The organism is Ornithinicoccus hortensis, assembly GCF_006716185.1.
In the GTDB taxonomy this organism is placed as follows: Bacteria; Actinomycetota; Actinomycetes; order Actinomycetales; family Dermatophilaceae; genus Ornithinicoccus; species Ornithinicoccus hortensis.
On sequence record NZ_VFOP01000001.1, the window covers coordinates 1,567,087 to 1,592,476 of the forward strand.

The following is a 25,390-nucleotide window of genomic DNA, read 5'->3' on the forward strand; positions in this document are numbered from 1 at the left end:
GTCGGCGCGCGAGGGGCCTCAGCCGCCGCCCGGGCCGCTGCGGTAGGGAGGTCCGTCGGGCAACGGCCTGGTGGCCCAGTCGGCCGGGAGCTCCGCGGGCGGGGAGCAGAGCAGGCCCGCCCCGGGGGTGTCGTGCCGGATGACCGGTGCGGCCGGGTCCAGGTCGTCGGGGACCGGGGCCAGTTGCAGGCAGAACTCCCACTCCGTGGCGTCCTCCGGGAGGCCGTGCGGCTCGGGCACCAGGAAGATCTCCGGGCTCGGGTAGGAGGCGCGGGCCGGGAGCATCGCCAATGCGTGGCCGCCGAGCCCGCTGCCGGGCTCCAGGATCTGGGCCGGGACGGCGAAGTCCGCGGGTGGCTGTCCCTCGAGCATCGGGAACACCTGCTGGCTCACCCGGAGCCGACCCGCCGGCCCGGAGGTCACCCAGGTCATCCGGTCCGGCTCGTCGGGGGAGACCATCTCCTCCGGGCGCGGCCCCTGCACCGGCAGGCCCATCGGCACGCCACTGGCCACCAGCACCGGTACGTCGCCTTCGTTGGTGAGCGTCCAGTTCGCGGACAGCCATTCCAGGCCGAAGAGGTAGCCGACCCCGGACTCCGCCACAGTCGTGCCGGGGTCGAAGACCAAGGACTCCGAGAAGTGCGCGCCGGTAGGGTCCGGCCCCGCCGCGGTGGTGGCGGTGGCGTCGGATCCGGGCTCCGTCTCCGTGGAGGTGTCCGCGGCGTCGGACCCTGGCCCCGTCTCCGCGGCGTCGGAGGTCAGGCCCGCCGTGTCGGTGGCCGGGGCCGCCGTCTCCGGGGACTGGGCGGCGGTGTCCGCCGCCACGTGCGTGGTGGCGCCCGGTGTCTCGGGGGCGGTGCCGCATCCCGCGAGGGTGAGGCCGACGGCAACCACCAGGCCGGCCGCGACCCCACCGCGCCCCGGGCGGGTCAGGGCTCCTCGCAGATCTTCTTCAGCTCCTCGCGGCTGGTGATCTCGCCGCGTTCGAGCCTGGCCTGGACGTCCGCGGCCTTGTCCTCGTCGACCACGGGGACCTCCCGGCCGTCGGCGTCCACGATCTTGCCGCCGACCACGGAGTCACCCTCCTGCAGGGCGTCCAGGTGCGCCTTGCGCAGCCACCGCACGGAGGTGCCGGCCACGAAGACCGATGCCTGGTCGGGGTTGCCGGCCGTGATGTGGTTGAACAGGATGTTGAGCAGCACCGCCATGATCGCGGCCGAGCTGATGCCGGAGTGGAAGATGATGGTGAACCACTCGGGGAAGTCGTTGTAGAAGGCCGGCTGGACCACCGGGATGAGCCCGAAGCCGAGCGAGACCGCCACGATGATCAGGTTCATGTTGTTCTCGTACTCGACCTTGGCCAGGGTCCGGATCCCGGCAGCGGCCACGGTGCCGAACAGCACCACGCCGGCGCCGCCCAGCACGGGGGTCGGGATGGCGGCGACCACCCGGCCGACGAGCGGGAACAGGCCGAGCACGACCAGGATCACACCGCCGGCCGACACCACGAAGCGGCTCTTCACCCCGGTGATGGCGACCAGTCCGACGTTCTGGGCGAACGCGGTCTGCGGGAAGGAGTTGAAGACCGGGGCGACGGCCGAGGAGAGCATGTCCGCCCGCAGGCCGTCGGCGATACGCCGCCGGTCGACCTTGGTCTTGACGACCTCGCCGACGGCCAGGATATCGGCCGTGGTCTCGGTCATCGTGACGATGATGACGATGAGCATCGAGATGATCGCCGCCATGTTAAAGGTCGGCATCCCGAAGGCGAACGGGGTCGGGAAGGCCACGATGGAGCCGCTGCCCACGGTGGAGAAGTCGGCGGCGCCGGTGAACACGGCCACGACCGTGCCGGCGACGATCGCCAACAGGATCGACAGCCGGGAGATGGTGGCGTTGTTGACCTTGGAGAGCACCAGCACGATGAGCAGGGTGAGCCCGGCCAGCCCGATGTTGCCGACGCTGCCGTAGTCCTCCGCCGAGGCGTTGCCGCCCATCGCCCAGTTGCCGGCGACCGGCATCAGGGTCAGGCCGATCGTGGTGATCACCACGCCGGTCACCACGGGTGGGAAGAACCGGATGATCTGGGCGAAGAACGGCGCCAGGACCAGTCCGATCAGGGAGGAGACGAGCACCGCGCCCAGCACGTCGGGGAGACCGCCGCCGCCGTCCAGGATGGCGAGCATGGTGGCGACCCCGGCGAACGAGACGCCCTGCACCAGCGGCAGCTGCGAGCCGAAGAACGGGATGCCGAAGGACTGCAGGATGGTCGCCAGGCCGCCGATGAACAGGCACGATGCGATCAGGAGCGCGACGTCGGTCGACTCCAGACCTGCGGCGCCACCGATGATGAGCGGTACCGCGATGATGCCGCCGTACATCGTGAGCACGTGCTGGAGGCCGTAGGCGAAGGAGCTGCCGATGGGCAGCCGTTCGTCCTCGGGCCTGAGTGGGGGTGTGGACGTCGTTGTCTCCGCCGCCATGGCAGGTCTCCTTCAGGGGTGAAGCATTGACTGAATGTTCACGATGCGAAATCTAAGTTTTGCAGGACAGAAACTACGGGAGTGCTCGTCGGGCTGTCAAGGGGTTGACCCGGACGCCCGCCCTGGTGCTAGCCTGCGCTGACCCGACCGCAACGGCAACCCCTGCCGTCGGGTTCCTGGATCAGCAGACAGGACCACACTGAGCTGGCGGCACCTGCCGCCGTCCCGGCCCAGGTCCCGCTCCGAGCCGAGCGAGAGGCGATCCATGTCCACCCTGTGGTTACAGCACCCCCAGGCGATCTACACCGGCACTCCCGACGATGCCGCGGGCGGCCTGGTGGTCGAGACCGACACCGGGACCGTGGCCGAACTGGTGCCCGCCGGCGGCACCCCGCACACCCCGGCGGACGCCGTCTACGACGCCTCCGGCCACGTGCTGGTGCCCGGGCTGATCAACACCCACCACCACTTCTACCAGACGCTCACCAGGGCCTGGGCGCCCGTGGTGAACGTCCCGCTGTTCCCCTGGCTGGTCAACCTGTACCCGGTGTGGGCCCGGCTGCGGCCGCGCGACCTGGAGCTGGCGACCACCGTCGCGATGGCCGAGCTGCTGCTGTCTGGGTGCACGACCGCGGCCGACCACCACTACCTCTTCCCCGACGGAATGGAGGACTCGATCGACATCCAGGTGTCCGCGGTGCGAGCGCTGGGGATGCGCGCCACCCTCACCCGTGGCTCCATGACGCTGGGGGAGGAGGACGGGGGACTCCCGCCGCAGACCACGGTGCAGGACACGGACGTCATCCTGGCCGACTCCGAGCGCCTCATCCAGACCTACCACGAACGGGGCCCGGGGGCGATGGTCCAGATCGCGCTGGCCCCGTGCTCGCCGTTCTCGGTGACCACCTCGATCATGGCCGACAGTGCCGACCTCGCCGCACGCCACGACGTCCGCCTGCACACCCACCTGGCCGAGACGATCGACGAGGAGGAGTTCTGCCTCGAACGGTTCGGGATGCGGACCGTCGACTACCTGGACTCGGTGGGCTGGCTCACGGACCGGGTCTGGCTGGGGCACGGGATCCACTTCGACGACGACGAGGTCGCCCGGCTCGGCGCTGCCGGGACCGCGGTGACGCACTGCCCCAGCTCGAACATGCGCCTGGCCTCCGGCATCTGCCGGGCCGTGGAGCTGGAGGAGGCCGGGTCGCCGGTCGGCGTCGGGGTGGATGGGTCGGCCTCCAACGACGGCTCCAACATGATCCTGGAGGTGAAGCAGGCGATGTACCTGCAGCGGCTGCGGTACGGCGCCGAGCAGGTCACCCCCGAGCGCGCGCTCTCCTGGGGGACGCGGGGATCCGCCCGGGCCCTGGGACGGGACGACCTGGGCACCCTGGCCGTGGGCCAACAGGCCGACCTGGCGATGTTCCGGTTGGAGGGGCTGCGCTTCTCCGGCAGCCACGACCCGTTGTCGGCCCTCTTGCTGTGCGGTGCCGACGCGGCCGACCGGGTGATGGTGGGCGGCAGCTGGCGGGTCACCGACGGGGCGATCGAGGGGCTGGACGTCCCGGCCCTGATCGCCGAGCACTCGGCCGCGGCGCGCAGGCTCGTCGCTGGCTGACCGAGCCGGCTGACCGCGCGACCAGCGCCCCGCGGAGGACCTGGGGACGACGGGCCGGGTCCGTCGGCGCGAGCACCTACCCTGGGGGGATGCCCTCGGACCTGGACACGTTGCTGCACGCCGCCGTCACCGCTGTGGGCGGGACGGAACGTCCCGGCCAGGTGCAGATGGCGAACGCCGTGCGGGACGCCGTGGAGGACGAGCGCCACCTGCTGGTGCAGGCGGGCACCGGGACCGGCAAGTCGTTGGCCTACCTGGTGCCCGCGATCGCGCACGCCTTCGCGACCGGCAAGCCCGCGGTCGTGGCGACCGCGACCCTCGCCCTCCAGGCCCAGATCGTGGACCGGGACCTGCCCCGGATCGCCGACGCGCTGCGTCCGGTCCTCGGCCGCCGCCCGACCTTCGCGCTGGTGAAGGGTCGGTCCAACTACCTGTGCCAGCACAAGCTGGTCGGCGGCTTCCCCGAGGAGGAGGACGAGGGGCTGCTCTCGGTCGGCGCCGTAGACCGGGAGGCCTCCCGGCTCGGCAAGGAGGTCACCAGGCTGCGGGAGTGGGCCGAGATCACCGAGTCCGGCGACCGCGACGAACTGGTGCCGGGCGTCAGCGCCCGTGCCTGGCGACAGGTATCCGTGTCGGCCCGGGAGTGCCTCGGCGCGACCAAGTGTCCCGTGGCCTCCGAGTGCTTCGTCGAGCTCTCCCGCGCCGCCGCGCGCGACGTCGACGTCGTGGTGACCAACCACAGCTTCATGGCCATCGACGCCTTCGAGGGCCGGCAGATGCTGCCGGACCACGACCTGCTGGTGATCGACGAGGCGCACGAGCTCACCGACCGGGTGACCTCGACGATCACCGACGAGCTGACCGCGGCCACCGTGGCCATCGCCGCCAAGCGCGCGGGCAAACTTGCCGACACCACCGCGCTGACCGAGGCCGCGGACACCGTGCAGGCGGTGCTCGACGAACTGCCCGAGGGACGGCTGCACGGTGTCCCGGACCGGCTGTCCATGGTCCTGGCTGGTGTCCGGGACGCGGCCCGCGGCCTGCAGACCGAGCTGAAACCGGAGTCGGGGGCGGACGGGGATGCGGGACGCCAGCTGGCCCGCGCCGCGATCGGTGAGGTGTTCGACACCGCCGAGCGGCTGCTGGAGGAGCGCGAGCTCGACGTGGCCTGGATCAGCAAGGACCCGCGCCGCGGCTCGGTGCTGCGGGTCGCGCCGATGAGCGTGGCGATGCTGCTGCGGGACAAGATCTTCGGCGAGCGCACCGTGGTGATGACCTCGGCCACCCTGGAGCTCGGCGGCACCTTCGACGCGGTCGCCGGCACCCTCGGGTTGCGTGGGGAGGGTGCCCCGGCCTGGCAGGGCCTGGACGTCGGTAGCCCGTTCGACTATCCGCAGCAGGCGATCGCGTATGTCGCCTCGCACCTGCCCCCGCCCGGGCGGGACGGGACCTCGGAGCAGGTGTTCGACGAGATCGAGGGCCTCGTCCGGGCCGCCGGCGGGCGAACCCTCGGCCTGTTCAGTTCGCGCCGGGCCGCCGAGGCGGCCGCGGAGCAGTTGCGCGACCGGCTCTCCGACACCGGCATCCGGGTGCTCTGCCAGGGGGATGACCAGATGCCCACGCTGGTGCGCGAGTTCGCCTCCGACGCCAGCACCTGCCTGTTCGGCACCATGTCGTTGTGGCAGGGCGTGGACGTGCCCGGGTCCGCCTGCCAGTTGGTGATCATCGACCGGATCCCGTTCCCGCGACCGGACGACCCGCTGTCCTCCGCGCGCTCCGAGGCGATCGGACGGATGGGCGGCAACGGGTTCATGGCGGTGTCCGCCACGCACGCCGCGCTCAAGCTCGCCCAGGGGGCCGGCCGACTGGTCCGGCGGGGTGACGACCGCGGGGTGGTCGCCTTCCTGGACTCGCGGATGATGAGTGCCCGCTACGCCGGGTTCCTCCAGCGCTCGCTGCCGCCGTTCTGGCCCACGGCCGACCGCGCGCTGGTCCTCGCGGCGCTGGCCCGGCTGGACGAGACCGCGGCCGACCCGCTCCCGGTGCAGCAGTCCGGACTGCGCGGCGTCGGGGGCGCCCCGAGCGCCGGGACGGGGACCACCGGGGACGCGGTGGACCACGTGCCCGGGCGGGCCGCGGCCGACGCGCGACCGGTCGCCGACCCGCCCCCGGTGGCCCGGTCCCCGCGCACCGCCGTCACGGGGGGCCACGCCTGGACCGCCGAGCAGGACGACGAGCTGCGGGACGGGGTCGAGGCGGGCCTCACCCTCGAGGAGTTGGCGGACCATCTGGAGCTGGCGCCCGACGTGGTCACCGCCCGGCTCAACCTGCTCGAGCTGGAGCTGGCCGACCCGGAGGACGATCCGACCCTGCTGCCCACCGACCCGGCGGCCGGGCCGACGGGGGGCTGAGGACCACCGGCGACACCGAGGGCCCGACCGTCATCCGGGTGACAGGTCCGGCACCGCTCAGAAGCGGGAGGAGCTCCCGGAGCCGCTGAAGCTGCCGCCGCTGCTGCTGAACCCCGAGGTCGAACCACCGGAGGAGGACGACGAGGCCGCCGAACGGGCCCGGTCCACCTCGTCCCTGCCGTTGGAGTAGCCGGTCCGGAAGGACTCGACCGAGTACCAGCGCCAGCCGGGGTCCACGGTGGTCAGGATGGTGACCGGCCCCCTGCGGTCCCGGCGCGCTTCGCGCATCGACCGGCCCATCATGTTCTGCTCGGAGGCCTCGTCGCTGTAGGACCTGGCCACAGCAGCGGCCAAGGTGTCCAGGTACCCACTGAGTTCGTCGCGGGTGGCCCGCAACCGGTCCAGGGCGTCGTCTGCGGTGATGGTCCGCTGGTCCAGCTGGCCACGCACCTCGTCCAACCCGGCGAGGGCCTCGGACGCGTACTCGCGCAGCTGCTGCCCCTCCGGGAGGCCGCGGGCGGAGTCCGGGAGGGTGCTGGAGAGTAGGCCCTCCACGCCCTCCAGGTCGCTGCGCAGCGGGTCGACCTGGCGGCTCCAGGCCTCGGGCCAGCTATTGTCCATGTTGAGCAGGACCGCGGTGTCGGCGATGACGTCGTCGAGTTCGTCCAAGGACACGGCCCGGTCCCGGTAGTCGGTGAGGGTCTGCACCGCGGCCGAGGAGTCGTACCTGCTCTCCGGGATGGCCTTGGCCTCGTTGCCGAGGTCGGTCAGCGCCCGGAACCCGGTCATGTAGGTGTCGAACCGCTTGAGCATCGCCCCGCCGTAACGCGACTCCTGCGGGATCAGCTTGGCGTTCATCTCGGTGGCCTCGTAGTCGCGCACCACGTTGGCCATGCTGTGGTCGCCGGCCGCCCGGGCGGCCCGGCTCTTGCTGTGCCGCCGCTGCCCGACCCCGACGTACACGCCGGCCCCCAGGAGGGTGGCCAGGGAGGCGATCAGGGCCATGACGCCACCACCGACGGTGCGGATCCACGGGGCGTTCATCTTCTGCGCGGCGGCCTCCACCCCGGTGATCGACCCCTCCGTCCACTGGCCGAGCCGGAACTCGTCCTTGGCGGCGTCCTGGATGTCCAGCTGGGTGCCCTCGCCGACCTTGCGGTCCTCACCGAAGTAGGTGCCGACCAGACGGCCCTCGGGGTCCACCCCGAAGATGAACAGGTTGTCCGCCCACTTCTGCTCGTCCTCGCTGAGCCAGTCCGGCCGGGTCTCCCGGGCATACGCCAGGACGGCGTCGTTGAGCGCATAGTCGTCGGTCAGCGCCTCCTGCCCACCCCGGTTGGTGAACACCGCGACCGTCGTCGGCTCGTAGAACCGGATGTCCTCGACGGCGGCCCGCAGGTCCGGCTCGTAGAGGATCCCGGCGGTGTCCTCCACCTGGATCTCGGTCGGCGCGTTGTCCGGCCCCGACACGGCGTAGAGACCGACGCTGCCGCCCACCACGCCCAGGCAGGCGAGGCCGCCCACCGCGAATCGCTGTCGCATCGACATACCCGTCCTGCCTTCCCGCGTCCGGCGGACGCGTCAACCGTTCGGTGTTCCGGGCCTGGGACGGCCCCGGGTCGGATGTGGTTCCCCCCGGCCCACCGACCATCCTCCCAGATGTCCGCCGGGTGGCGGTCGCGGCATGGGAGGCTGGCCCGGTGACTGAGCACGTGGCCCGGGTGGGACGGACCAGGCCCGCCCGCTATGCGGTCGGCATGTTCGGCACCTCGATCCCGATCAACCTGATCAAGGGATCGATGATCCTGTTCTACGTCGACCTGCTCGGGCTGGACGTCCGGCTGTACGGCATGGTGATGGTCGGCTACGCAGTCATCGACGCGGTCGACAACCCGGTCCTGGGGTTCCTGTCCGACCGGACCCGGACCCGGTGGGGACGGCGCCGACCCTGGTTGCTCGCGGGGGCGCCGCTGCTGGCGGTCAGCATGGTCGCGTTCTTCGCCCCACCGGCCACCCTGGACGGTGCCGGGCTGGTGATCTGGTTCACCGTCTTCGCGGTCCTGTGCGAGGCCTTCGACTCCCTCCTCAACGCCAACTACGGCGCCCTGCTGCCCGAGCTGTTCCCGCGGGAACGGGAACGCGCGGTCGCCAACTCGCTGCGCCAGGGGTTCCAGCTGATCGCCCTGGTGATCTCGCTGGCCGTCACCCCGGTGCTGACCACCCGGGTGTTCGGCACCGAGCACACCACCGAGGGCTTCACCACCACTGCGATCCTGTATGCAGTGCTCGCCTGCACCGTGATCGTCTACATGGCGGTGGGTGTCCGGGAGGACCCGCACCCGGTCGCGGAGGTGCGGCCCCGGCTGCTGGAGACCGCGCGGGTCATCGTGACCAACCCACGGTTCTGGCAGATCGGCCTCACCAGCGCCTGCTACCTCAGCGCGATGGGACTGGTGCTGACCGGGGTCCAGCTCTACGTGCGCTACTCGCTCGGCCTCCCGGTCGCCCACGCGCTGTACCTGCAGGGGGTCGTCATCCTGGCCTCGGTCGGCTTCCTCGCCGTGTGGACCCGCGTGGTCCGTGCCAAGGGCGCCCCCTACGTCTGGCGCGCGTCCTTCGTGGTGCTGGCGGTGAGCTTCGTCCCGCTGTTCGCCGCCGGCGGGCTGGTGACGGCCGCGCTGGCCGGCCTCGTGGTGGGCATCGGCTACGCCGGCATGCTGGCCAGCAACGACCTGGTGATCGCCCGGGTCCTGGACGAGGACGCCGCGGTCCACGGTCAGCACCGGGAGGGGATCTTCCTGGCCGCCTTCGGCTTCTTCGGCAGGCTGGGCGGCATCGTCACGGGGGCGGCGCTGGCCTCGCTGGCGATCTTCTTCGGCTACCAGTCCGGCGACGTCCCGGGGAGCCAACCCGACCTGGCGTGGCGGGTCTACGTCTGCGCCTACCCCTGCCTGCTCGCCACGGTCGGCGCGCTGGCCGCCTTCGCCATCGACGTCCCGGAGAACCGGCGCACCGCCGACCCCACGGCGGGGGACCCCACTCCCGGCGACTCCGCTCCCGGCGACGCGGCGCGGGGCTCCCTCGCGTGAGCCGGCGCCTGGTCCTCACCGCCGACGACCTGGGGCGGGAGGCCGCCGGCGTCGGGCCGGTGCTGGAACTGCTGGCGGGCGGACCGCTCACCGCGACCACGCTCATCCCGGTGGCGCCGGCCTCGGGGCAGGCGGCGCTCGCCTGCCGGGCGGCGGGCGTGCAGCCGCGCCTGCACGTGACGCTGACCAGCGAGGTCGGCCTCGCCGGGTGGCGGCCGCTGGGCGCCGACCACGGTTCGTTGACCGACCCGGCCGGCCTGCTGCATACCGACCCCCGGGTGCTGGAGGAGCGGGGCGAGGCTGCCGAGGTGCTCGCCGAGGTCGCCGCCCAGTGGGACTGGATGAGGGCACAGGGGCTGCGCCCGACCGGCCTCGACTCGCACGCCGGGACGCTCTACGGGCTGCACGGCAGCTCCTGGCTGGCGGGGGCGCTGCGGTTCTGCGCCGAGCAGGGGCTGGCCTTCCGGTTGCCGCGCGACCCCACCCTGTTCCTGGGGGAGGGGGCGGACGGGGCGCTCCTGGCGCGGCACGCGCAGGCCGTCCGGTATGCCGACACGTGGGGTGTGCGACTGCCCGCGGCGATCGTCTCGCGACGGGCGGAGGAGGCCAGGCGCGGCGGCTACCGGGCCCTGCGCGAGGACTACCTGAGACTGTTGGGCCGGTTGCCGGAGGGCACCAGCGAGCTGTTCCTCCACCCGGCCCCACCGGGCGCGGTCGCCGGCGCGGACGGGGAGGTGCGCGGCTGGGAGCTGCGCCTGCTGCGCGACCCGGTCTTCCACCGGGCGCTGGACACCGAGGCGCTGGAGTTGGTCGCCGGGTGGTAGGCGGCCGTCGTGCTCCTGCCCTCCGAGTGCCCGGCCGGCTCGACCGTCACCCGTCGGTGGGGTGGGGTTGCTCCGGCGGGGGCACCGGGCCCAGCAGCGCGTTGGCCCAGGCGCCGTGCACCGACTCGTCGTCGCTGGGGTGGAAGATGCCGGCCAGGACGTCGCGGTAGAGGCGGGACAGCTCGTGGGAGCTGAAGTAGGAGGAACCGCCGGAGGCGCGGATCGCCTTGGTCACCACCGACAGCGCCGTCTCGCTGGCCCGGGACTTCACGGCGGACAGCTGCGGCATCCAGATCGGTCCGCGGTCGACGCCCTCGTCGACGTCCCGGGCGAGCGCGGCGATCTGCGGGTGGATCGCGTCGAGCTCGATCGCCGCGTCGGCCAGGCGCCACCGGATGTCGGGGTCGTGCGCGTAGGGGGTGCCACCGTTCTTCATCGAGGTGCGCCGCTGCACCACGTCGACCGCCACGTCGAGCGCGCGCTGGGCGATCCCGGTGTAGACCGAGGCGAGCAGGAGCTCGAAGTTGGCGAAGATGCCGAACACGAACGGGTCGGCGGTCGGGCCCGGCGGGATCCGCCGGATGACCCGGTCCGCGGGGGCGTGCGCGCCGTCCAGCACGGTCGTGCGGGACTGGCTGCCCCGCATACCCATGGTGTCCCAGTCGTCCTTGACCTCGAACCCGCCGCCGTCGCGGGTGACGAAGCCGAAGACCGACATCGGCTCGGCTCCGGTGCTGTCGGTGCCGAAGGTGCCCAACCGGGTCCAGGCGGGCGCGAGCGAGGTGAAGATCTTGGTCCCGTGGAAGGAGAAGCCGCCCGCGCCGTCCGGCCGGGCCTCGGTGCGCGAGCCGAAGAGCACCAGGTCGTTGCCGGCCTCGGAGATCCCGAAGCCGAACACCTCACCGGCGACGGCGTCCGCGAACGCCCAGTCCATCGAGTTGTCACCGGTCGCCTGCACGGTCCGGGCCACGCCCATCCACACCTGGTGCATGTTGACCGACAGCGCGGTGGCCGGTGCGGCCCCGGCCAGGCGTTGCTGCTCCCGGGTCATCTCCTCCAGGGTCAGCCCCAGCCCGCCGAACTCGGTCGGCACCATGGCGCGCAGGTAGCCGGCCTCGGCGAGCTCGGCCAGGTCCTCGTCGGGAAAGCCGTTGTCCCGGTCGATCTGGGCGGCCCGGCCTCGGATCCGCTCGAGCAGGTCTACGGTGAGCACGGTGCGGGGGGCGGGCATCGGCATACTCCTCGTCGTCGGGGGAACGGTCGGTGGGACGTGTCGTGGGGAGGTCGGCACCGTCCAGGTCAGGGCACCCGGTAGGTCCACTCGGGGGTCAGGAACTTGGTCTCGGTCAGCTCGCGCGCGGCCGCGAGCTCGGCCTCGGTGTAGTCGCTGTCGGTGGTGTCGTAGCGGCCCCGGAAGTGGTCCAGGAAGGCCGCGATCACCTGGTCCCGGGCCATCCCGGTCTGGGACCGCATCGGGTCGACCCGTTTGTTGGCGCTCTTGGTGCCCTTGTCCGACAGCTTCTCCCGGCCGGTGCGCAACACCTCGAGCATCTTGTCGGCGTCGATGTCGTAGGCCATCGTCACGTGGTGCAGGACCGTGCCGGAGGCGAACCGCTTCTGTGCCGCGCCGGCGATCTTGCCCTTGTCGGAGGCGATGTCGTTGAGCGGGACGTAGCGTGCGGTCACCCCCACGTCGGCGAGCGCACCGAGCACCCAGTCGTCCAGGAAGGCGTAGGACTGCTCGAAGGTCAGCCCCTCGACCAGGGACGCCGGCACCACCAGGGAGTAGGTGATGCAGTTGCCGGGCTCCATGAACATCGCGCCGCCGCCGGAGATCCGTCGGGCGACCCGGATGCCGTGGCGCCGGGCCCCGTCCTCGTCCACCTCGTTGCGCACCGACTGGAACGAGCCGATGACCACGAGCGAGGAGTCCCAGTCCCAGATCCGCAGCACCGGTGGCCGCCGCCCGGCCGCGACCTCCTGGGGGAGCACCTCGTCCAGCGCCATGTGCATGACGGGGTCCATCGCGACGGGGCCGATGACGTCGAGGGTGTGGTCCCCCCACCCGGTGGCCTTGCCCAGCGCCCGGCGCACCGCGATGCCCACCGCCGTGGCGGAGAAGCCGATCAGCGCCACGGAGTCGTCGAGCGCCCCCTCGATGGCGGCGGCCAGCCCGTCGGCCTTGGTGTCGGCCGGCATCCCGGTCAGTGCCGAGTCGATGTCCTCCAGGGCGGTGTCGGGTTCGAGGAAGAAGTCGCCCGAGACGTGGACGTCGGCCAGCCGGTCGTCCACCACCTCGAGCTCGACGACGACGAGCTTGCCTCCGGGAACCTTGTACTCACCGCGCATCCGCCCAACCTACTCACCGGCCACGGGCCGGGGTCGTGGGGGACCGGGGAGGACGGTGGTGGCCAGGATCACCGTCGCCGGACTGGAACCCGCCGGCGCGTCCCGGGATACTGCAGGGAGGGCCCTGACGGGGGCTCCCGGACGAGGCACGCCGTACCCGGAACGCGACAAGACGGTGTCCGAGGAGATGTCATGGCGTGGATCGTGTTGGTCGTGTCGGGGATGTTCGAGGCCGTGTGGGCGGTCGCGCTGAGCGCCTCGGACGGGTTCACCAGGCTGGTGCCCTCGCTGGTGTTCGCTGGCGCGCTGGTCGTGAGTATGGGAGGGCTGGCCTATGCGATGAAGACGCTGCCGGTCGGCACCTCGTATGCCGTGTGGGTGGGGATCGGGGCCACGCTGGCGGTGGCCTACGGCATGGCGACGGGGGCCGAGACGGTGTCGGTGCTCAAGGTCGTGCTGCTGCTCGGCATCGTCGGCTGCGTGGTAGGACTGAAGCTCGTCCACTGACCGCTGGGGTGTCCCGCCGGTGGACGGGGGACGCGGGTGTCGGGAGGCCGTGGCAGGCTGGCCCCGTGAGACAGACGGAGCTCGTGGGTCGGACGGAGTCGGCGCGGTGACGGGGGCCGGTGCCCCGCTGGTGCTGGTGCAGGGGCCGGAGGAGATCCTGGCCGAGCGGGCGGTCGACGGTGTGCTGCGGACGCTGCGCGAGCGCGAGCCCGAGGTGGACGTGGTGCGCCTGCACGCGTCCTCCTACGAGCCCGGGTCGTTGGCGGTGCACGCCAGCCCGTCCCTGTTCGGCGGGTGGACCGCGATCGTGGTGCACGACATGGACGAGGGCGACGACGACTTGGTCGAGGACCTGTTCGCGATGGTCTCGGCGCCCGAGGACGGCGTGACCCTGGTCGTGCGGCACAAGAGCGGCACCCGCGGCAAGAAGGTGCTGGACCTGATGAAGAAGTCCGGTGCCCGGGTGATCGAGGCCAAGGCGCTGAAGACGGAGAAGGACAAGATCGGCTTCGTCCGGCAGGAGTTCCGGGACGCCAAGCGGAGCATCGGGGACGCGGCCGTCCAGACGCTGGTGCACGCCGTGGGCAAGGACGTGCGGGAGCTGGCCGTGGCCTCGGCGCAGCTGATCCGGGACACCACCGGCACGGTCGACGAGGAGACCGTGCACCTCTACTACGGCGACAAGGTCGAGACCACCGGCTTCAAGGTGGCCGAGGCGGCGCTGGCCGGCGACCAGGCCGAGGCGCTGCGCCTGTTGCGGCACGCCCTCGCCGGCGGGCTGGACCCGGTGCCGTTGATCGCGGTGCTCGCGATGCAGCTGCGCCAGGTGGGCCGGGTGGCCGCGGCCGGACGGGGCAACCCCGGCGCCCTCGCCCGGGACCTGGGGATGGCCCCCTGGCAGGTCGAGCAGGCGCAGCGCACCGCGCGCGGCTGGGACGGCCAACGGCTGGGACGGGCGATCCAGGCGGTGGCCGCCGCCGACGTGGAGGTCAAGGGCGGGGTGCGCACCGGCACGGCGGTCGCCCGCGACCCGGAGTATGCCGTGGAGCGGGCCGTCCTCACCGTCTGCCGGGAGCGGGCAGCCGGCTGACCGGCGCGGGTTTGGGGGCCGGCCTCCCCGGCTGGTAGATTTGTGCCTTGCGTGCGCGCTATTGGTCGTGCGCGCATGCAGCACCACCTCACGTGACTCTCTCAAGGGTGTCCCCACGCCCGGTCCCGAGTCACGTGTGTCGCCCTCAACGACACAACACACCTCGACCGAGCAGGAAGACATTCGTGGCAAACATCAAGTCCCAGATCAAGCGGATCAAGACGAACAACAAGCGCACCGAGCGCAACCGGGCCCACAAGGCCGAGCTGCGCACCTGGATCCGCAAGTTCCGTGAGGCCGCCGAGACCGGCGACGCCGACAAGGCGCAGGAGGCCCTGAAGGTCGCCTCCAAGAAGCTGGACAAGGCCGTCTCCAAGGGCGTCATCCACCAGAACCAGGCCGCCAACAAGAAGTCGGCGATGGCCAAGAAGGCCGCCTCTCTCTGAGGTAGCCCCACAGCAGTCGAGGGCGTCCACCCGGTCGGGTGGACGCCCTCGCTGCGTCTGCCGGGCCCGTGCCGCCTCAGGCTCCGGGTGCGGTCAGGCTCCGGGGTCCGGGTATGTGTCGGGGGACTCGTCGGGGTCGACGGCGTAGGGACCCTCCGTCACCTCCGAGTGGCTGCGCAGGTAGAGGATGCTCGTGATCAGACCGCCCCACAGGATCGTGATGGCGACGATGAACATGACGATGGCGGAGCCACTCATCGGCTGGCCTCCTCATCTGCGACGGGACGACGGGTGCCGGGCGGGTACGGCGGCCACGGGCGGAAGGGTTCCTGCCCGAGCCTGCCCCAGGGGGTGGCGGTCATCAGGAACGCGCCGACGACGACGAAGGCGATGGTGCCCCACCCGAAGGTGATCAGGTACCAGGTCGGTAGCCCCTCGTAGCCGTCGGTGAGCAGCGACACCACCTTCTGGATCAGCATGTAGGCCAGGAACACCGGGCCGACGACGCCGATCAGGAAGTTCCACCAGCGCCCGATCTGGAAGGTGGAGACCGCGTTGAGGTGGAACCGGAGCTCCTCACCGCGGCGGAGCACCCACACGAGCAGGAGGGTCATCAGGATCGCCGAGGTCACCACGCCGATGTTGTTGGCCCACTGGTCGACGGTGTCGAGCGCTAGGAGGCCGCTGGTGGTGGAGAACAGCGCGATCGAGATCACCGCGCAGATCGCTGAGACGGTCACGGCGCTCTGCCGGATGCCCAGGCCGAACTTCTCCTGCACGGACCCGGAGACTCCCTGCAGGATGGAGATGATGGAGGTGAAGCCGGCGACCACCAGGCAGCCGAAGAAGAGTGCGCCGAACAGGCTTCCACCGGGCATCTGCGAGATGACCGCGGGGAAGGTGACGAAGGACAGGATCGGGCCGGTCAGACCCTCGATGTCGGCGATGCCCACGCCTTGCTGGTGGGCCAGGAAGCCCAGGGCCGAGAACACCCCGATGCCGGCGAGCACCTCGAAGGAGGAGTTGGCGAAGGCCACCACCAGGCCGGGGCTGGTCATGTTGGACTTGCGCTTGCGGTAGGAGGAGTAGGTGACCATGATCCCGAACGCGATGGACAGGGAGAAGAAGATCTGGGCGTAGGCGGCGATCCAGACCTCCGGGTCGGTCAACGCGCCCCAGTTCGGGGTGAACAACGCGTCCAGGCCGTCGGTGGCGCCGGGTAGCGTGATCGCGCGCACCACCAGCGCCAGGAAGGCCAGCACCAGCAGCGGGAGCCCGATGAAGTTGGCCTTCTCCACGCCCTTGGCGACGCCGAGGGCGAGCACGATCAGGATGACCGCCCAGGTCAGCACCAACGGCAGGGCCACGGCGCTGACCAGGGTCGTCGAGATCGTCGGCTCGCCGACCTGCAGGTACTCACCCAGGAAGAAGCCCTGCGGGTCGTCGCCCCACTGCAGGCCGAAGGAGAAGACGAAGTAGCTCCCGGCCCAGGCGATCACCGCGGCGTAGTAGACCGCGATCACGAAGGAGAGCAGGATCTGGAACCAGCCGAGCAGCTCGGCGCGGGGGTGGATCCGGCGGTAGGCCAGCGGGGCCGTGCCGCGGAACCGGTGGCCCACCGAGTAGTCCAGGAACAGGATCGGGATACCGGCCGTGAGCAGCGCGATCAGGTAGGGGATCAGGAAGGCGCCGCCACCGTTCTCGTAGGCCACGCCGGGGAACCGCCAGATGTTGCCCAACCCGACGGCCGAACCGATGGCCGCGAGGATGAAGCCGGTCTGTCCGGTCCACTGCTCGCGTTCGGCCGGGGCCGTGTTCGCTGCACTCCTAGCCACAGGTGCCGCCTTCCGTCGGTGGTGAACGAGGGAGACTCTACTCACGTATCGGGTGCCTGGGCAGGGGTCGGCGTGCGCTACCCTGAGGACGTGGCCTGCGTGCGACTTCTCCTTACGCAGCCGCGTTGACGACCGTCTTCGACGCCGACGCGGCTGACCCCTCCTGCGCGAGGGGCTTTTTTGTGTCACGGACCGGCACCGCGCAGACCACACGGCATACCAGCGAAGGACAGTGATGACGACGCAGCACGAGGCGACGGACGAGACGCCGCACCGGTACACCGCGGCCCTGGCGGGGGAGATCGAGACCCGTTGGCAGCAGCGCTGGGCGCAGGAGGGCGCCTTCGACTCGGCCAACCCGGCCGGACCCTGGGGGACCCCCGACGACCCGCGGTTGCAGGCCGACCGGGGCCACCTGTTCATCATGGACATGTTCCCCTACCCCTCCGGCAAGGGGCTGCACGTCGGCCACCCTCTGGGGTACATCGCCACCGACGTCTTCGCCCGGTTCCAGCGGACGACGGGCCGGAACGTGCTGCACACCATGGGCTTCGACGCCTTTGGCCTGCCGGCCGAGCAGTATGCCGTGCAGACCGGTCAGCACCCCCGGATCACCACCGAGCAGAACATGGAGACCTCGCTGGGCCAGCTGCGTCGGCTGGGGCTGGGGCACGAGGAGCGTCGCCGGCTGGCGACCATCGACCCGGAGTTCTACCGGTGGACCCAGTGGATCTTCCGGACCATCTTCGAGTCATGGTACGACCCGGAGGCGACCCGCCCCGACGGGCAGCGCGGCGCGGCGCGGCCGATCGAGCAGCTGGTGCGGCAGTTCGAGACCGCCCAGCGACCCACCCCGGACGGTCGCCCGTGGGCGGAGCTGACCGGCGCCGAGCGGTCCGCCGTGCTGGACGAGTACCGGCTGGCCTACGTCTCCTCCGCGCCGGTGAACTGGTGCCCGGGGTTGGGAACGGTGCTGTCCAACGAGGAGGTCACCAACGAGGGCAAGTCTGAGCGCGGCGACTTCCCGGTCTTCAAGCGCAACCTGAGCCAGTGGATGATGCGGATCACCGCGTATGCCGACCGGCTGGCCGACGACCTGGACCGGGTCCAGTGGCCCGAGCAGATCAAGATCCAGCAGCGCAACTGGATCGGCCGGTCCGAGGGCGCCAACGTGCACTTCCCGGTGGTCGGCAGCGACGCCGCCATCGAGGTCTTCACCACCCGGCCGGACACGATCTTCGGGGCCACCTTCATGGTGCTGGCCCCGGAGCACCCGCTGATCGAGCAGATCGTCTCGGCAGACCAGCGCGAGGCGGTCGAGGCCTACCAGGTCGCCGCCTCCCGCAAGAGCGACGTGGAGCGGCAGACCGAGGGCAAGGACAAGTCCGGTGCCTTCTCCGGCGGATACGCCCTCAACCCGGTGACCGGGGACCGGATCCCGGTCTACGTGGCCGACTACGTCCTGATGGGCTACGGCACGGGCGCGATCATGGGCGTCCCCGGACAGGACGAGCGGGACTGGGCCTTCGCCACGGCATACGACCTGCCGATCGTGCGCACCGTCCAGCCGCCGGCGGACCACCCCGAGGACCAGGCGTTCACCGGGCAGGGCCCGGCGATCAACTCGGCCAACGAGGAGATCAGCCTGGACGGGTTGGAGATCGAGGAGGCCAAGGCGGCGATCATCGACTGGCTGGAGGCCACGGGCCGCGGCCGGCGGACCACCACCTACCGGCTGCGGGACTGGCTGTTCAGCCGCCAGCGCTACTGGGGTGAGCCGTTCCCGATCGTCTGGGACGAGGACGGCGTGCCGCACCCGCTGCCCGACGACCAGCTGCCGCTGACCCTGCCGGACGTGCCGGACTACGCGCCCCGCACCTTCGATCCCGAGGACGCCACCTCCAACCCGGAGGCGCCGCTGGCCCGCGCGACCGACTGGGTCAACGTCACGCTGGACCTGGGCGACGGGCCGAGGAGCTACCGGCGGGAGACCAACACGATGCCCAACTGGGCCGGGTCGTGCTGGTACCACCTGCGCTACCTGGACCCGGAGAACCAGCAGGCCCCGGTTGATCCCGAGGTCGAGAAGTACTGGATCGGGGCCCGCCCCGAGCCGGTGCCCGGCGCCCCGGAGGGCACCCGGGACCCCGGCGGTGTCGACCTGTATGTCGGGGGTGCCGAGCACGCCGTGCTGCACCTGCTGTACGCCCGGTTCTGGCACAAGGTGCTGCACGACCTGGGGTACGTGCACAGCGAGGAGCCGTTCCGCCGACTGATCAACCAGGGCATGATCGAGGCCTACGTCTACCGCGACGGCCGCGGGCAGCCCGTGCCCGCCCAGGAGGTCGAGGAGGTCCCGGACCCGGAGGGCGGTGAGCCGACCTACCGCTGGAACGGCACGCCGGTCACCCGTGAGCACGGCAAGATGGGCAAGTCCCTGAAGAACGTGGTCACCCCCGACGAGATGTTCGCGGCCTACGGCGCCGACACCTTCCGGGTCTACGAGATGTCGATGGGCCCGCTGGAGCAGTACCGACCCTGGGAGACCCGCGCCGTGGTCGGCTCCCAGCGTTTCCTGCAGCGGCTGTGGCGCAACGTGGTCGACGAGCAGACCGGCGAGGTGACCGTGGCGGACGTCCCGATGGACCCCGCCACCGAGAAGGCCGTCCACAAGACGATCGCCGGCGTGCGCGCGGACTACGAGGCCCTGCGGTTCAACACCGCGATCGCCAAGCTGATCGAGCTGAACAACCACCTGACCAAGCTGGTGGCGGTGCCCCGCGACGCGGTCGAGCCGGTGATCAAGATGGTTGCCCCGGTCGCGCCGCACGTCGCCGAGGAGCTGTGGTCCCGGCTGGGGCACGGCCAGTCGCTGGCCCGTGAACCGTTCCCGGAGTTCGACCCGCAGCTGGTCGCGGACGACACCGTCACCGCGGTGATCCAGGTCAAGGGCAAGGTCCGGGACCGGATCGAGGTGCCGGCCGACATCAGCGAGGACGCACTGCGGGAGCAGGCGCTGGGGACCGACCGGATCCGCGAGATCCTTGGCGACGCCGAGCCCCGCAAGGTCATCGTCCGGGCACCCAAGCTGGTCAACATCGTCCCGGCCTGAGCGCAGCCCATGAGCACCGTCGTCCTGACCGACTCCACCGCCTGCCTGCCGGCCGCCATGGCCCGGGCGGCGGGGGTCCACGTGCTGCCGCTGCACGTGGTCGTCGGCCGGGAGACGTATGCCGAGGGGGTGGACATCGACGCCGCACGCGTCGCGACCCTGCTGCGCCAGGGGCAGGAGAAGGTGAGCACGTCCCGACCGGCGCCGGGTGAGTTCGTGCAGGTCTACCGCGACCTCGCCGAACGCACCGGGTGCACCGCCATCCTGTCGCTGCACCTGTCGCACAAGGTCTCCGGCACGGTCGACTCCGCCCGGCTGGCCGCCGAGGCGGTCGCCGGGGAGGTCCGTGTCGAGGTGGTCGACAGCGGGGTCCTCGGGATGGCCATGGGGTATGCCGCGTGCTCGGCCGCCGAGGCCGCCGCCGGCGGGGCGGCGTTGGAGGAGGTGGCGGCGCTCGCGCGCGAGCGGGCCGCGGGGTCCAGCACCTACTTCTACCTGGACAGCCTGGAGCACCTGCGGCGCGGCGGCCGGGTCGGCACCGCGGCCGCCATCGTCGGGTCCGCCCTGGCGATCAAGCCGCTGCTCACCCTCGCCGACGGCGAGGTGCAGCTCTCGGAGCGGGTCCGGACCCGGGCCAAGGCGCTGGCACGTCTGGAGCAGCGGTGCATCGCCGACGTCAAGGCGGCCGGTGCGTCGGGGGCGGATGTGGCGGTCCACCATCTCGGCTGGCCCGACCAGGCGGCGGACATGGGTGACCGGCTGCGCCTGGAAGTCGGCGCCACGGCGCACGTCGACTTGGTCGAGCTCGGAGCCGTCACCGGGGTGCACACCGGGCCGGGCACGCTGGCGGTGGTCGTGTCACCGCGTCCCGCCGGCTGAGCCGGGGCCGGTCCGCGACGCGGTGCCTCGCGCGGCATCCACAGCCGCGGCCACGGGGGACCTCCGTCCACAGGCCCAGCGCTGGCAGTCCCGGCTTCGTCCGCCGCGTGCCTAGCGTGCGGTCATGCCGTTCGCCCGTCGAGAGCCCGCACCGGAGGAGGCGCTCGTCCGGCAGCGACTCGAGCAACTGCTGGGCGGCGGCTCCGGGCATGGCTGGACGGACGACGGGGCACGGGCCTCCGCGTCAGGTCGGCAAAGGCTGGAGCCGGACGAACCCACCGAGGTGACGGGCGGCCGGTGGCGACCGCACCGGGCGACTCTGGAGGCTCGGACCGACCCGGAGGAGTTGCTCGGCGCACCGTCCACGGACCTGCCGGACACGGGACGGCACCGGACATCGGGGCGACCGCCGCTGTTCAGCCTCCCGGAATCGCTGCGGGGTGCCCAGGTGGCGGTCAATCCCGCCGCGGTGCTGGGGATGCTCCTCGTCGTGCTGCTGGTCGCCGTGGTCCTGGGCTGGCGGGTCTGGTCCTCGGGGCGGGCGGCGGTCCCGAGGCCGGTGAGCCCGGTGGTGGCGACCGGCGACGGCGGGCAGGTGACCGCGGCGCCGATGGCGTCCGGACCCGCCTCCGGGGATGGGGCGGTGGTGGATAGCACGGGCACGGGCGCCGAGGGGGCGGGGGCGGCGGGTGATCCGGGTGGCGCGGCGCCCACGGTGCTCGTCGTCCACGTGGCCGGCGCGGTGCTCGAGCCGGGGGTGGTCGAGTTGGCGCCCGGGTCCCGCGTGCGGGAGGCCGTCGCGGCGGCCGGTGGACTGGGTCCCGACGCGGACACCGGCCGGATCAACCTGGCCCGCCCCGTCACCGACGGGGAACGGATCTGGGTGCCGGTCCCGGGGGAGGAGGAGCCGGAGCTGCCCGGAGGCGGACCGCAGGCGGGTTCCGGGGGGACGGGCGGCGCGGACGGGGGAGCGGACACCGGCACCGTCGTCGACCTCAACACCGCCGACCAGGCCGCGCTGGAGACACTGCCCGGAGTCGGGCCGGTGACGGCGCAGCGGATCCTGGCCTGGCGGGAGGAGAACGGCAGGTTCAGCAGCGCCGAGGAACTGCTCGAGGTCAGCGGGATCGGTGAGCGGACGCTGGAACAGCTCCGGCCCCATCTCGCCTGGTGATGCCGGCGGACCGGACCGGGCCCGAACCCGGGCGCAGGAAGTGGTCCGAACCCGAGCGCGCGGAGCAGTCCGCGGACTCTCCGAGCCGCCTCCCGCTGGATCTCCGCCTGCTGCTGCCGGCACTGGTCGCCTGGGCCGTGCTGGTGGCGTTGCTTCCCGGCCCGCCCCGGCGGCTGCTGGCGGTTGCCGCGGGGTGTCTCGTGGTCGCGGGGACCTTCGAGGTGCTGCGCCGCCGGAGAAGGCGCGGGCAGCACGGCATACGACGGGGCCTGGTCGTCCTACCGCTCACCCTGGCAACCACGGCCCTCGTCGCGCTGGCCGGGTGGGCGCACCTGACGGTCGACCGGGCCGGCCCGGTCGAGGAACTAGCACGGGCACGGGCCGTGGTGTGGGTCGAGGGCACCACGCTCACCGAGCCGCGCCTGATTAGTCGCGGTGACGAGCGGGCGGACATGGTCGTGCTCACCCTCCGGGTCGACCGGCTCTCGGGCCGCGGGTCGGAGAGCGCCACGAGCACCCCCGTCGTCGTCTTCGGCGACGCGGACTGGTTGGGGCTGTCCTGGCACCAGCGCGTGCGCGCGCAGGGTCGGCTGGGACCGGCCGACCCGGGTCAGGAGGTCCTCGCGGCGTTCACCCCGCTGGGACCGCCCGGACGGCTGGGCGAGCGCGGTGCGGTGCTGTCCGCCTCCGACGTGGCGCGCGACCGGCTCCGGCAGGCGGTGGGGCCGTTGCCCGAGGACGCCCGGGGACTGATCCCCGGACTCGTGATCGGTGACACCTCGCTGACGCCTGACACGCTGACCGAGGCCATGCGTGCCACCGGGATGACGCACCTGAGCGCCGTCTCGGGGAGCAACGTCGCGATCGTCCTGGGTGCGGTGGTGCTGGTGTGCGGCTGGCTCGGGGTGCCGAGGCGCTGGCGGCCGCCGGTCGCCGTCCTGGCGCTGGGCGGGTTCATCGTGTTGTGCCGCCCGGAGCCGAGCGTGCTGCGGGCCGGTGCGATGGGGCTGGTGGGACTGCTCGCGCTGAGCACCCACCGGCGCCGGTCCAGTCTGCCCGCGCTGGCCGCGGCCATCGTGGTGCTGCTGTGCGTCGACCCCTGGTTGGCCCGCTCCCACGGGTTCGCGCTGTCCACGTTGGCCACGCTCGGCCTCGTGGTGTTCGCCCGACCCTGGGGTGACGCGATCGCGCGGCGGCTCCCGGCCCGTTGCGCGCTCCTCGGCGACGCCATCGCGATCCCGCTGGCCGCGCAGGTCGTGTGTGGCCCGGTGATCGTGTTACTCCAGGGCACGGTCAGCACCGTCGCGGTGCTGGCCAACCTGCTCGCGGCACCGTTCGTCGCGCCCACCACGGTGGCCGGCATCGTCGCGTCGCTGCTGTCGATGGTGTGGGTGCCGCTCGGCGTCGCCGTCGCCTGGGTGGGTGCGCTGCCGGCCTGGCTGATCGGTCGCGTCGCCCGGTGGTGCGCCCTGCTCCCCTGGGGTCAGTTGCCGTGGGTGGACGGTGCGGCCGGCGCGTCGTTGCTCGCCGTCCTGACGGTGCTTCTGCTGACCTGCGGGCCCTGGCTGCGGGCGCACGCTCGCTCCCACCCGTGGGTGTGGGTGGTGTCCGGGGCGCTGGCCCTCGCCACCGTGTGGCCGGTCCCGCGTGGTCCGTGGCCACCCCCGGGGTGGGTGGTCGCCGGGTGCGACGTTGGCCAGGGGGACGCCTTCGTGGTCGCGGCGGGGCCTGGCCGGGTCGTGCTGGTGGACACCGGTCCCGACTCGGGGGAGGTGGTCGGCTGTCTGGAAGCACTCGGGACCCGACAGGTGGATGCCGTGGTGCTGAGCCACTTCCACGCCGACCACGTCGGCGGGCTCGGACAGGTCCTCGACCACTTCCCGGTGGGGGCCGCCTATGTGACGCCCGTGCGGGATCCGCCCGGCGAGGCGGCGCGGACCCTGGACCTCCTGGCCGGGGCGGGGGTCACGACATACGAGGTGGTGGCCGGCGACCACCTCGTCTGGGGGTCGGTCGCCGCGGACGTCGTGTGGCCTCCTCCCGACCCCTCACCGGTGCTCGGCGCGAACGACGCCAGCGTCGTGCTGGACCTGGTCGCCGGCGGTGCGGGGCCGCGGATGCTGTTCACCGGTGACCTGGAGCCGTCCTCGGCACGGGCAGTCCGGGAGGCTGTGGGCGACGAGCGGTTCGACGTGCTCAAGGTCCCGCACCACGGGTCGGCCGCGCAGGACCCGGACCTGCTCCTGGGGTCGGGCGCCCGGGTGGCGCTGATCGGGGTGGGGCGTGACAACACCTTCGGGCATCCGACGCCGCGGGCCCTGGGGCTGTTGCGGGACCTGGGCGCCGTGGTCCTGCGCACGGACCTGCACGGCGACTACGTGGTGATCGGCGACGGCCCTGGACTTGAGGTGCTGACGAGGGACGGCTAGCCGCCGTCAAGCTCCTGGCCGTCACCGGCGTGCTCTCTGGCATCGCTCCTGCAGTCGTTCGGTCCCCCGGGGACCGGGATCGGGCTCCCGTACGTGATGCTGCCCGAGGGAGTCCCGCCGTCATGTTCACCATCGCCGGGAGCTCGGCCTGCCGGTCGCGTCCGGTGCCGTGCTGATGACCGCTGTGTGCTCCCTCGTGACGCGCCCCGCCTTCACCGCGTTGCTCCGCTCCTTCCCACCTGCGATCGATCGGCTCGATGATCGTGGTCATCGGGCGACCGGAGCCGAATCAATGGGCACCTGGTGACGGGCCAGCCCGGGTCCGGGGACATCGAGTCGCCGGTGGGTAGGCTGCACCCTGTCGCAACCGAGTACTCGCGACACCGGTCCCGAACTCACCCCCCGGCAGGTCCCCGCAGATGACGCTGGCGTATGCCCTTCTGGTCGCCACCGTCCTGGTGGCCGCCTTCATCCAGGGATCCACCGGTATGGGGTTCGCGCTCATCTCGGTCCCGGTGTTCAGCCTGATCGAGCCCAGCCTGATCCCGGTGGTGGTGCTGTTCCTGATGCTGCCGCTCAACGCCTACGTTGCCTACCGGGAACGGGCGGCGATCCACTGGTTCGGCGCCCGGTGGATCACCCTCGGCCGCTTTCTCGGGACCTTCGCCGGGCTGTGGATCCTCACCGTGATCTCCGGCCGGTCGTTGGAGTTCTTCATCGGGGTCTCGACGGTGGCCGCCGCGCTCCTGGCCCTGGCCGCACCCGAGTTCACCCCGGGGCGCAACATGCTCGGGGTGGTGGGCCTGGTGACGGGGGTGACCGAGACGTCGACCGGCATCGGCGGACCGCCGCTAGCCCTGGCATACCAACACGCCAGCGGTCCGACGCTGCGGGCGACCGTCGCGCTGTGCTTCCTGGTCGGTGAGGTCATCTCCCTGGTGGGCCTTGGGGTGAGTGAGGTGATCAGCGAACAGATGTTGCGGGACACGGCGACCCTGGTCGTTCCGCTGCTCCTGGGGGCGTGGCTGAGCCGCTTCGTGCACCACCGGCTGGACGGTCCCATCGTGCGGATCCTGGTGCTCGTCTTCTCGGTCGTCTCGGGCTTGGCGGTCATCCTGCGGGCCCTGTGACAAGGTGCCGA

At 72.0% G+C, this 25,390-nt stretch carries 19 protein-coding genes and 1 riboswitch; of the genes, 12 read left to right on the top strand and 7 right to left on the bottom strand.

Going from position 1 to position 25,390, the window contains the following annotated elements; translation table 11 throughout:
- Positions 1–18: 18 nt before the first annotated feature.
- Both FB467_RS07340 and FB467_RS07345 read right to left on the bottom strand, forming a co-directional pair.
- Positions 19–894, bottom strand: a complete 876-nt coding sequence (locus FB467_RS07340) for a hypothetical protein (RefSeq protein ID WP_141784518.1) — start codon at positions 892–894, stop codon at positions 19–21.
- Between the two features lie 35 nt (positions 895–929).
- Entirely contained in the window at positions 930–2,483 is a 1,554-nt protein-coding gene (locus FB467_RS07345; protein WP_141784519.1) for a nucleobase:cation symporter-2 family protein, read from the bottom strand.
- 265 nt (positions 2,484–2,748) lie between these two features.
- Between FB467_RS07345 and FB467_RS07350 the strand changes: the two genes are divergently transcribed.
- Positions 2,749–4,104, top strand: coding sequence for an 8-oxoguanine deaminase (locus FB467_RS07350; protein WP_141784520.1), 1,356 nt, complete (start codon positions 2,749–2,751; stop codon positions 4,102–4,104).
- Between the two features lie 89 nt (positions 4,105–4,193).
- Positions 4,194–6,515, top strand: a complete 2,322-nt coding sequence (locus tag FB467_RS07355; RefSeq protein ID WP_141784521.1) for an ATP-dependent DNA helicase — start codon at positions 4,194–4,196, stop codon at positions 6,513–6,515.
- A gap of 57 nt (positions 6,516–6,572) precedes the next feature.
- Here FB467_RS07355 and FB467_RS07360 read toward each other — a convergent pair whose 3' ends face one another.
- Positions 6,573–8,057, bottom strand: a complete 1,485-nt coding sequence (locus tag FB467_RS07360; RefSeq protein WP_170230619.1) for a DUF5129 domain-containing protein — start codon at positions 8,055–8,057, stop codon at positions 6,573–6,575.
- Positions 8,058–8,215: 158 nt separating this feature from the next.
- Between FB467_RS07360 and FB467_RS07365 the strand changes: the two genes are divergently transcribed.
- Together FB467_RS07365 and FB467_RS07370 are read left to right on the top strand one after the other, a co-directional pair.
- Positions 8,216–9,604, top strand: a complete 1,389-nt coding sequence (locus tag FB467_RS07365) for an MFS transporter (RefSeq protein ID WP_228393527.1) — start codon at positions 8,216–8,218, stop codon at positions 9,602–9,604.
- On the top strand, positions 9,601–10,428 hold the full coding sequence (locus FB467_RS07370; RefSeq protein WP_170230621.1) for a ChbG/HpnK family deacetylase: 828 nt from the start codon (positions 9,601–9,603) through the stop codon (positions 10,426–10,428). The genes FB467_RS07365 and FB467_RS07370 overlap by 4 nt, the downstream gene beginning before the upstream one ends.
- 46 nt (positions 10,429–10,474) lie before the next feature.
- On the opposite strand, the gene FB467_RS07375 is transcribed toward FB467_RS07370, so the two are convergent.
- Together FB467_RS07375 and lplAB are read right to left on the bottom strand one after the other, a co-directional pair.
- A complete protein-coding gene (locus FB467_RS07375) occupies positions 10,475–11,659 on the bottom strand; it encodes an acyl-CoA dehydrogenase family protein (RefSeq protein WP_194288392.1) in 1,185 nt (394 codons plus the stop codon).
- A gap of 68 nt (positions 11,660–11,727) precedes the next feature.
- The gene (gene lplAB, locus FB467_RS07380) at positions 11,728–12,777 is read right to left on the bottom strand and encodes a lipoate-protein ligase LplAB (protein WP_141784525.1); all 1,050 of its coding nucleotides are present in this window, start codon (positions 12,775–12,777) and stop codon (positions 11,728–11,730) included.
- A gap of 116 nt (positions 12,778–12,893) precedes the next feature.
- A riboswitch (guanidine-III (ykkC-III) riboswitch) is annotated at positions 12,894–12,959 on the top strand.
- A gap of 10 nt (positions 12,960–12,969) precedes the next feature.
- Here lplAB and FB467_RS07385 point away from each other — a divergent pair.
- The 3 genes from FB467_RS07385 (at position 12,970) to rpsT (ending at position 14,820) form a co-directional block, all read left to right on the top strand.
- Positions 12,970–13,284, top strand: coding sequence for a DMT family transporter (locus FB467_RS07385; protein WP_141784526.1), 315 nt, complete (start codon positions 12,970–12,972; stop codon positions 13,282–13,284).
- Positions 13,285–13,390: 106 nt separating this feature from the next.
- Positions 13,391–14,374 (top strand): DNA polymerase III subunit delta, encoded by a 984-nt coding sequence (gene holA / locus FB467_RS07390; protein WP_228393486.1) that lies wholly within the window; start codon positions 13,391–13,393, stop codon positions 14,372–14,374.
- A gap of 185 nt (positions 14,375–14,559) precedes the next feature.
- The gene (rpsT, locus tag FB467_RS07395) at positions 14,560–14,820 is read left to right on the top strand and encodes a 30S ribosomal protein S20 (RefSeq protein ID WP_141784527.1); all 261 of its coding nucleotides are present in this window, start codon (positions 14,560–14,562) and stop codon (positions 14,818–14,820) included.
- Between the two features lie 93 nt (positions 14,821–14,913).
- On the opposite strand, the gene FB467_RS07400 is transcribed toward rpsT, so the two are convergent.
- Together FB467_RS07400 and FB467_RS07405 are read right to left on the bottom strand one after the other, a co-directional pair.
- On the bottom strand, positions 14,914–15,078 hold the full coding sequence (locus FB467_RS07400; protein ID WP_141784528.1) for a methionine/alanine import family NSS transporter small subunit: 165 nt from the start codon (positions 15,076–15,078) through the stop codon (positions 14,914–14,916).
- Entirely contained in the window at positions 15,075–16,655 is a 1,581-nt protein-coding gene (locus tag FB467_RS07405) for a sodium-dependent transporter (RefSeq protein ID WP_141784529.1), read from the bottom strand. The genes FB467_RS07400 and FB467_RS07405 overlap by 4 nt, the downstream gene beginning before the upstream one ends.
- 235 nt (positions 16,656–16,890) lie before the next feature.
- On the opposite strand from FB467_RS07405, the gene leuS reads away from it, so the two are divergent.
- The 5 genes from leuS (at position 16,891) to FB467_RS07430 (ending at position 25,379) form a co-directional block, all read left to right on the top strand.
- Positions 16,891–19,767 carry a leucine--tRNA ligase gene (gene leuS / locus FB467_RS07410; protein WP_141784530.1) on the top strand — a complete coding sequence of 959 codons (2,877 nt, stop codon included), beginning with the start codon at positions 16,891–16,893 and terminating at the stop codon, positions 19,765–19,767.
- A 9-nt stretch (positions 19,768–19,776) separates the two neighbouring features.
- Complete coding sequence (locus FB467_RS07415; protein WP_141784531.1) at positions 19,777–20,646, top strand: DegV family protein; 870 nt, start codon at positions 19,777–19,779, stop codon at positions 20,644–20,646.
- 124 nt (positions 20,647–20,770) lie between these two features.
- Entirely contained in the window at positions 20,771–21,820 is a 1,050-nt protein-coding gene (locus tag FB467_RS07420) for a helix-hairpin-helix domain-containing protein (protein ID WP_244932730.1), read from the top strand.
- Entirely contained in the window at positions 21,820–24,249 is a 2,430-nt protein-coding gene (locus tag FB467_RS07425; RefSeq protein WP_141784532.1) for a ComEC/Rec2 family competence protein, read from the top strand. Before FB467_RS07420 ends, FB467_RS07425 begins: the two co-directional genes overlap by 1 nt.
- A gap of 419 nt (positions 24,250–24,668) precedes the next feature.
- Positions 24,669–25,379, top strand: coding sequence for a sulfite exporter TauE/SafE family protein (locus FB467_RS07430; RefSeq protein WP_141784533.1), 711 nt, complete (start codon positions 24,669–24,671; stop codon positions 25,377–25,379).
- Positions 25,380–25,390 lie beyond the last annotated feature (11 nt).

Bases quoted from the DNA above. Each gene is read 5' to 3' on its own strand.
- FB467_RS07350 (WP_141784520.1), top strand. From the start codon at position 2,749: ATGTCCACCCTGTGGTTACAGCACCCCCAGGCGATCTACACCGGCACT.
- FB467_RS07400 (WP_141784528.1), bottom strand. From the start codon at position 15,078: ATGAGTGGCTCCGCCATCGTCATGTTCATCGTCGCCATCACGATCCTG.
- leuS (WP_141784530.1), top strand. From the start codon at position 16,891: ATGACGACGCAGCACGAGGCGACGGACGAGACGCCGCACCGGTACACC.
- FB467_RS07375 (WP_194288392.1), bottom strand. From the start codon at position 11,659: ATGCCCGCCCCCCGCACCGTGCTCACCGTAGACCTGCTCGAGCGGATC.
- FB467_RS07430 (WP_141784533.1), top strand. From the start codon at position 24,669: ATGACGCTGGCGTATGCCCTTCTGGTCGCCACCGTCCTGGTGGCCGCC.
- FB467_RS07385 (WP_141784526.1), top strand. From the start codon at position 12,970: ATGGCGTGGATCGTGTTGGTCGTGTCGGGGATGTTCGAGGCCGTGTGG.
- FB467_RS07415 (WP_141784531.1), top strand. From the start codon at position 19,777: ATGAGCACCGTCGTCCTGACCGACTCCACCGCCTGCCTGCCGGCCGCC.
- FB467_RS07355 (WP_141784521.1), top strand. From the start codon at position 4,194: ATGCCCTCGGACCTGGACACGTTGCTGCACGCCGCCGTCACCGCTGTG.
- FB467_RS07420 (WP_244932730.1), top strand. From the start codon at position 20,771: ATGCCGTTCGCCCGTCGAGAGCCCGCACCGGAGGAGGCGCTCGTCCGG.
- FB467_RS07345 (WP_141784519.1), bottom strand. From the start codon at position 2,483: ATGGCGGCGGAGACAACGACGTCCACACCCCCACTCAGGCCCGAGGAC.
- FB467_RS07360 (WP_170230619.1), bottom strand. From the start codon at position 8,057: ATGCGACAGCGATTCGCGGTGGGCGGCCTCGCCTGCCTGGGCGTGGTG.
- lplAB (WP_141784525.1), bottom strand. From the start codon at position 12,777: ATGCGCGGTGAGTACAAGGTTCCCGGAGGCAAGCTCGTCGTCGTCGAG.
- FB467_RS07425 (WP_141784532.1), top strand. From the start codon at position 21,820: ATGCCGGCGGACCGGACCGGGCCCGAACCCGGGCGCAGGAAGTGGTCC.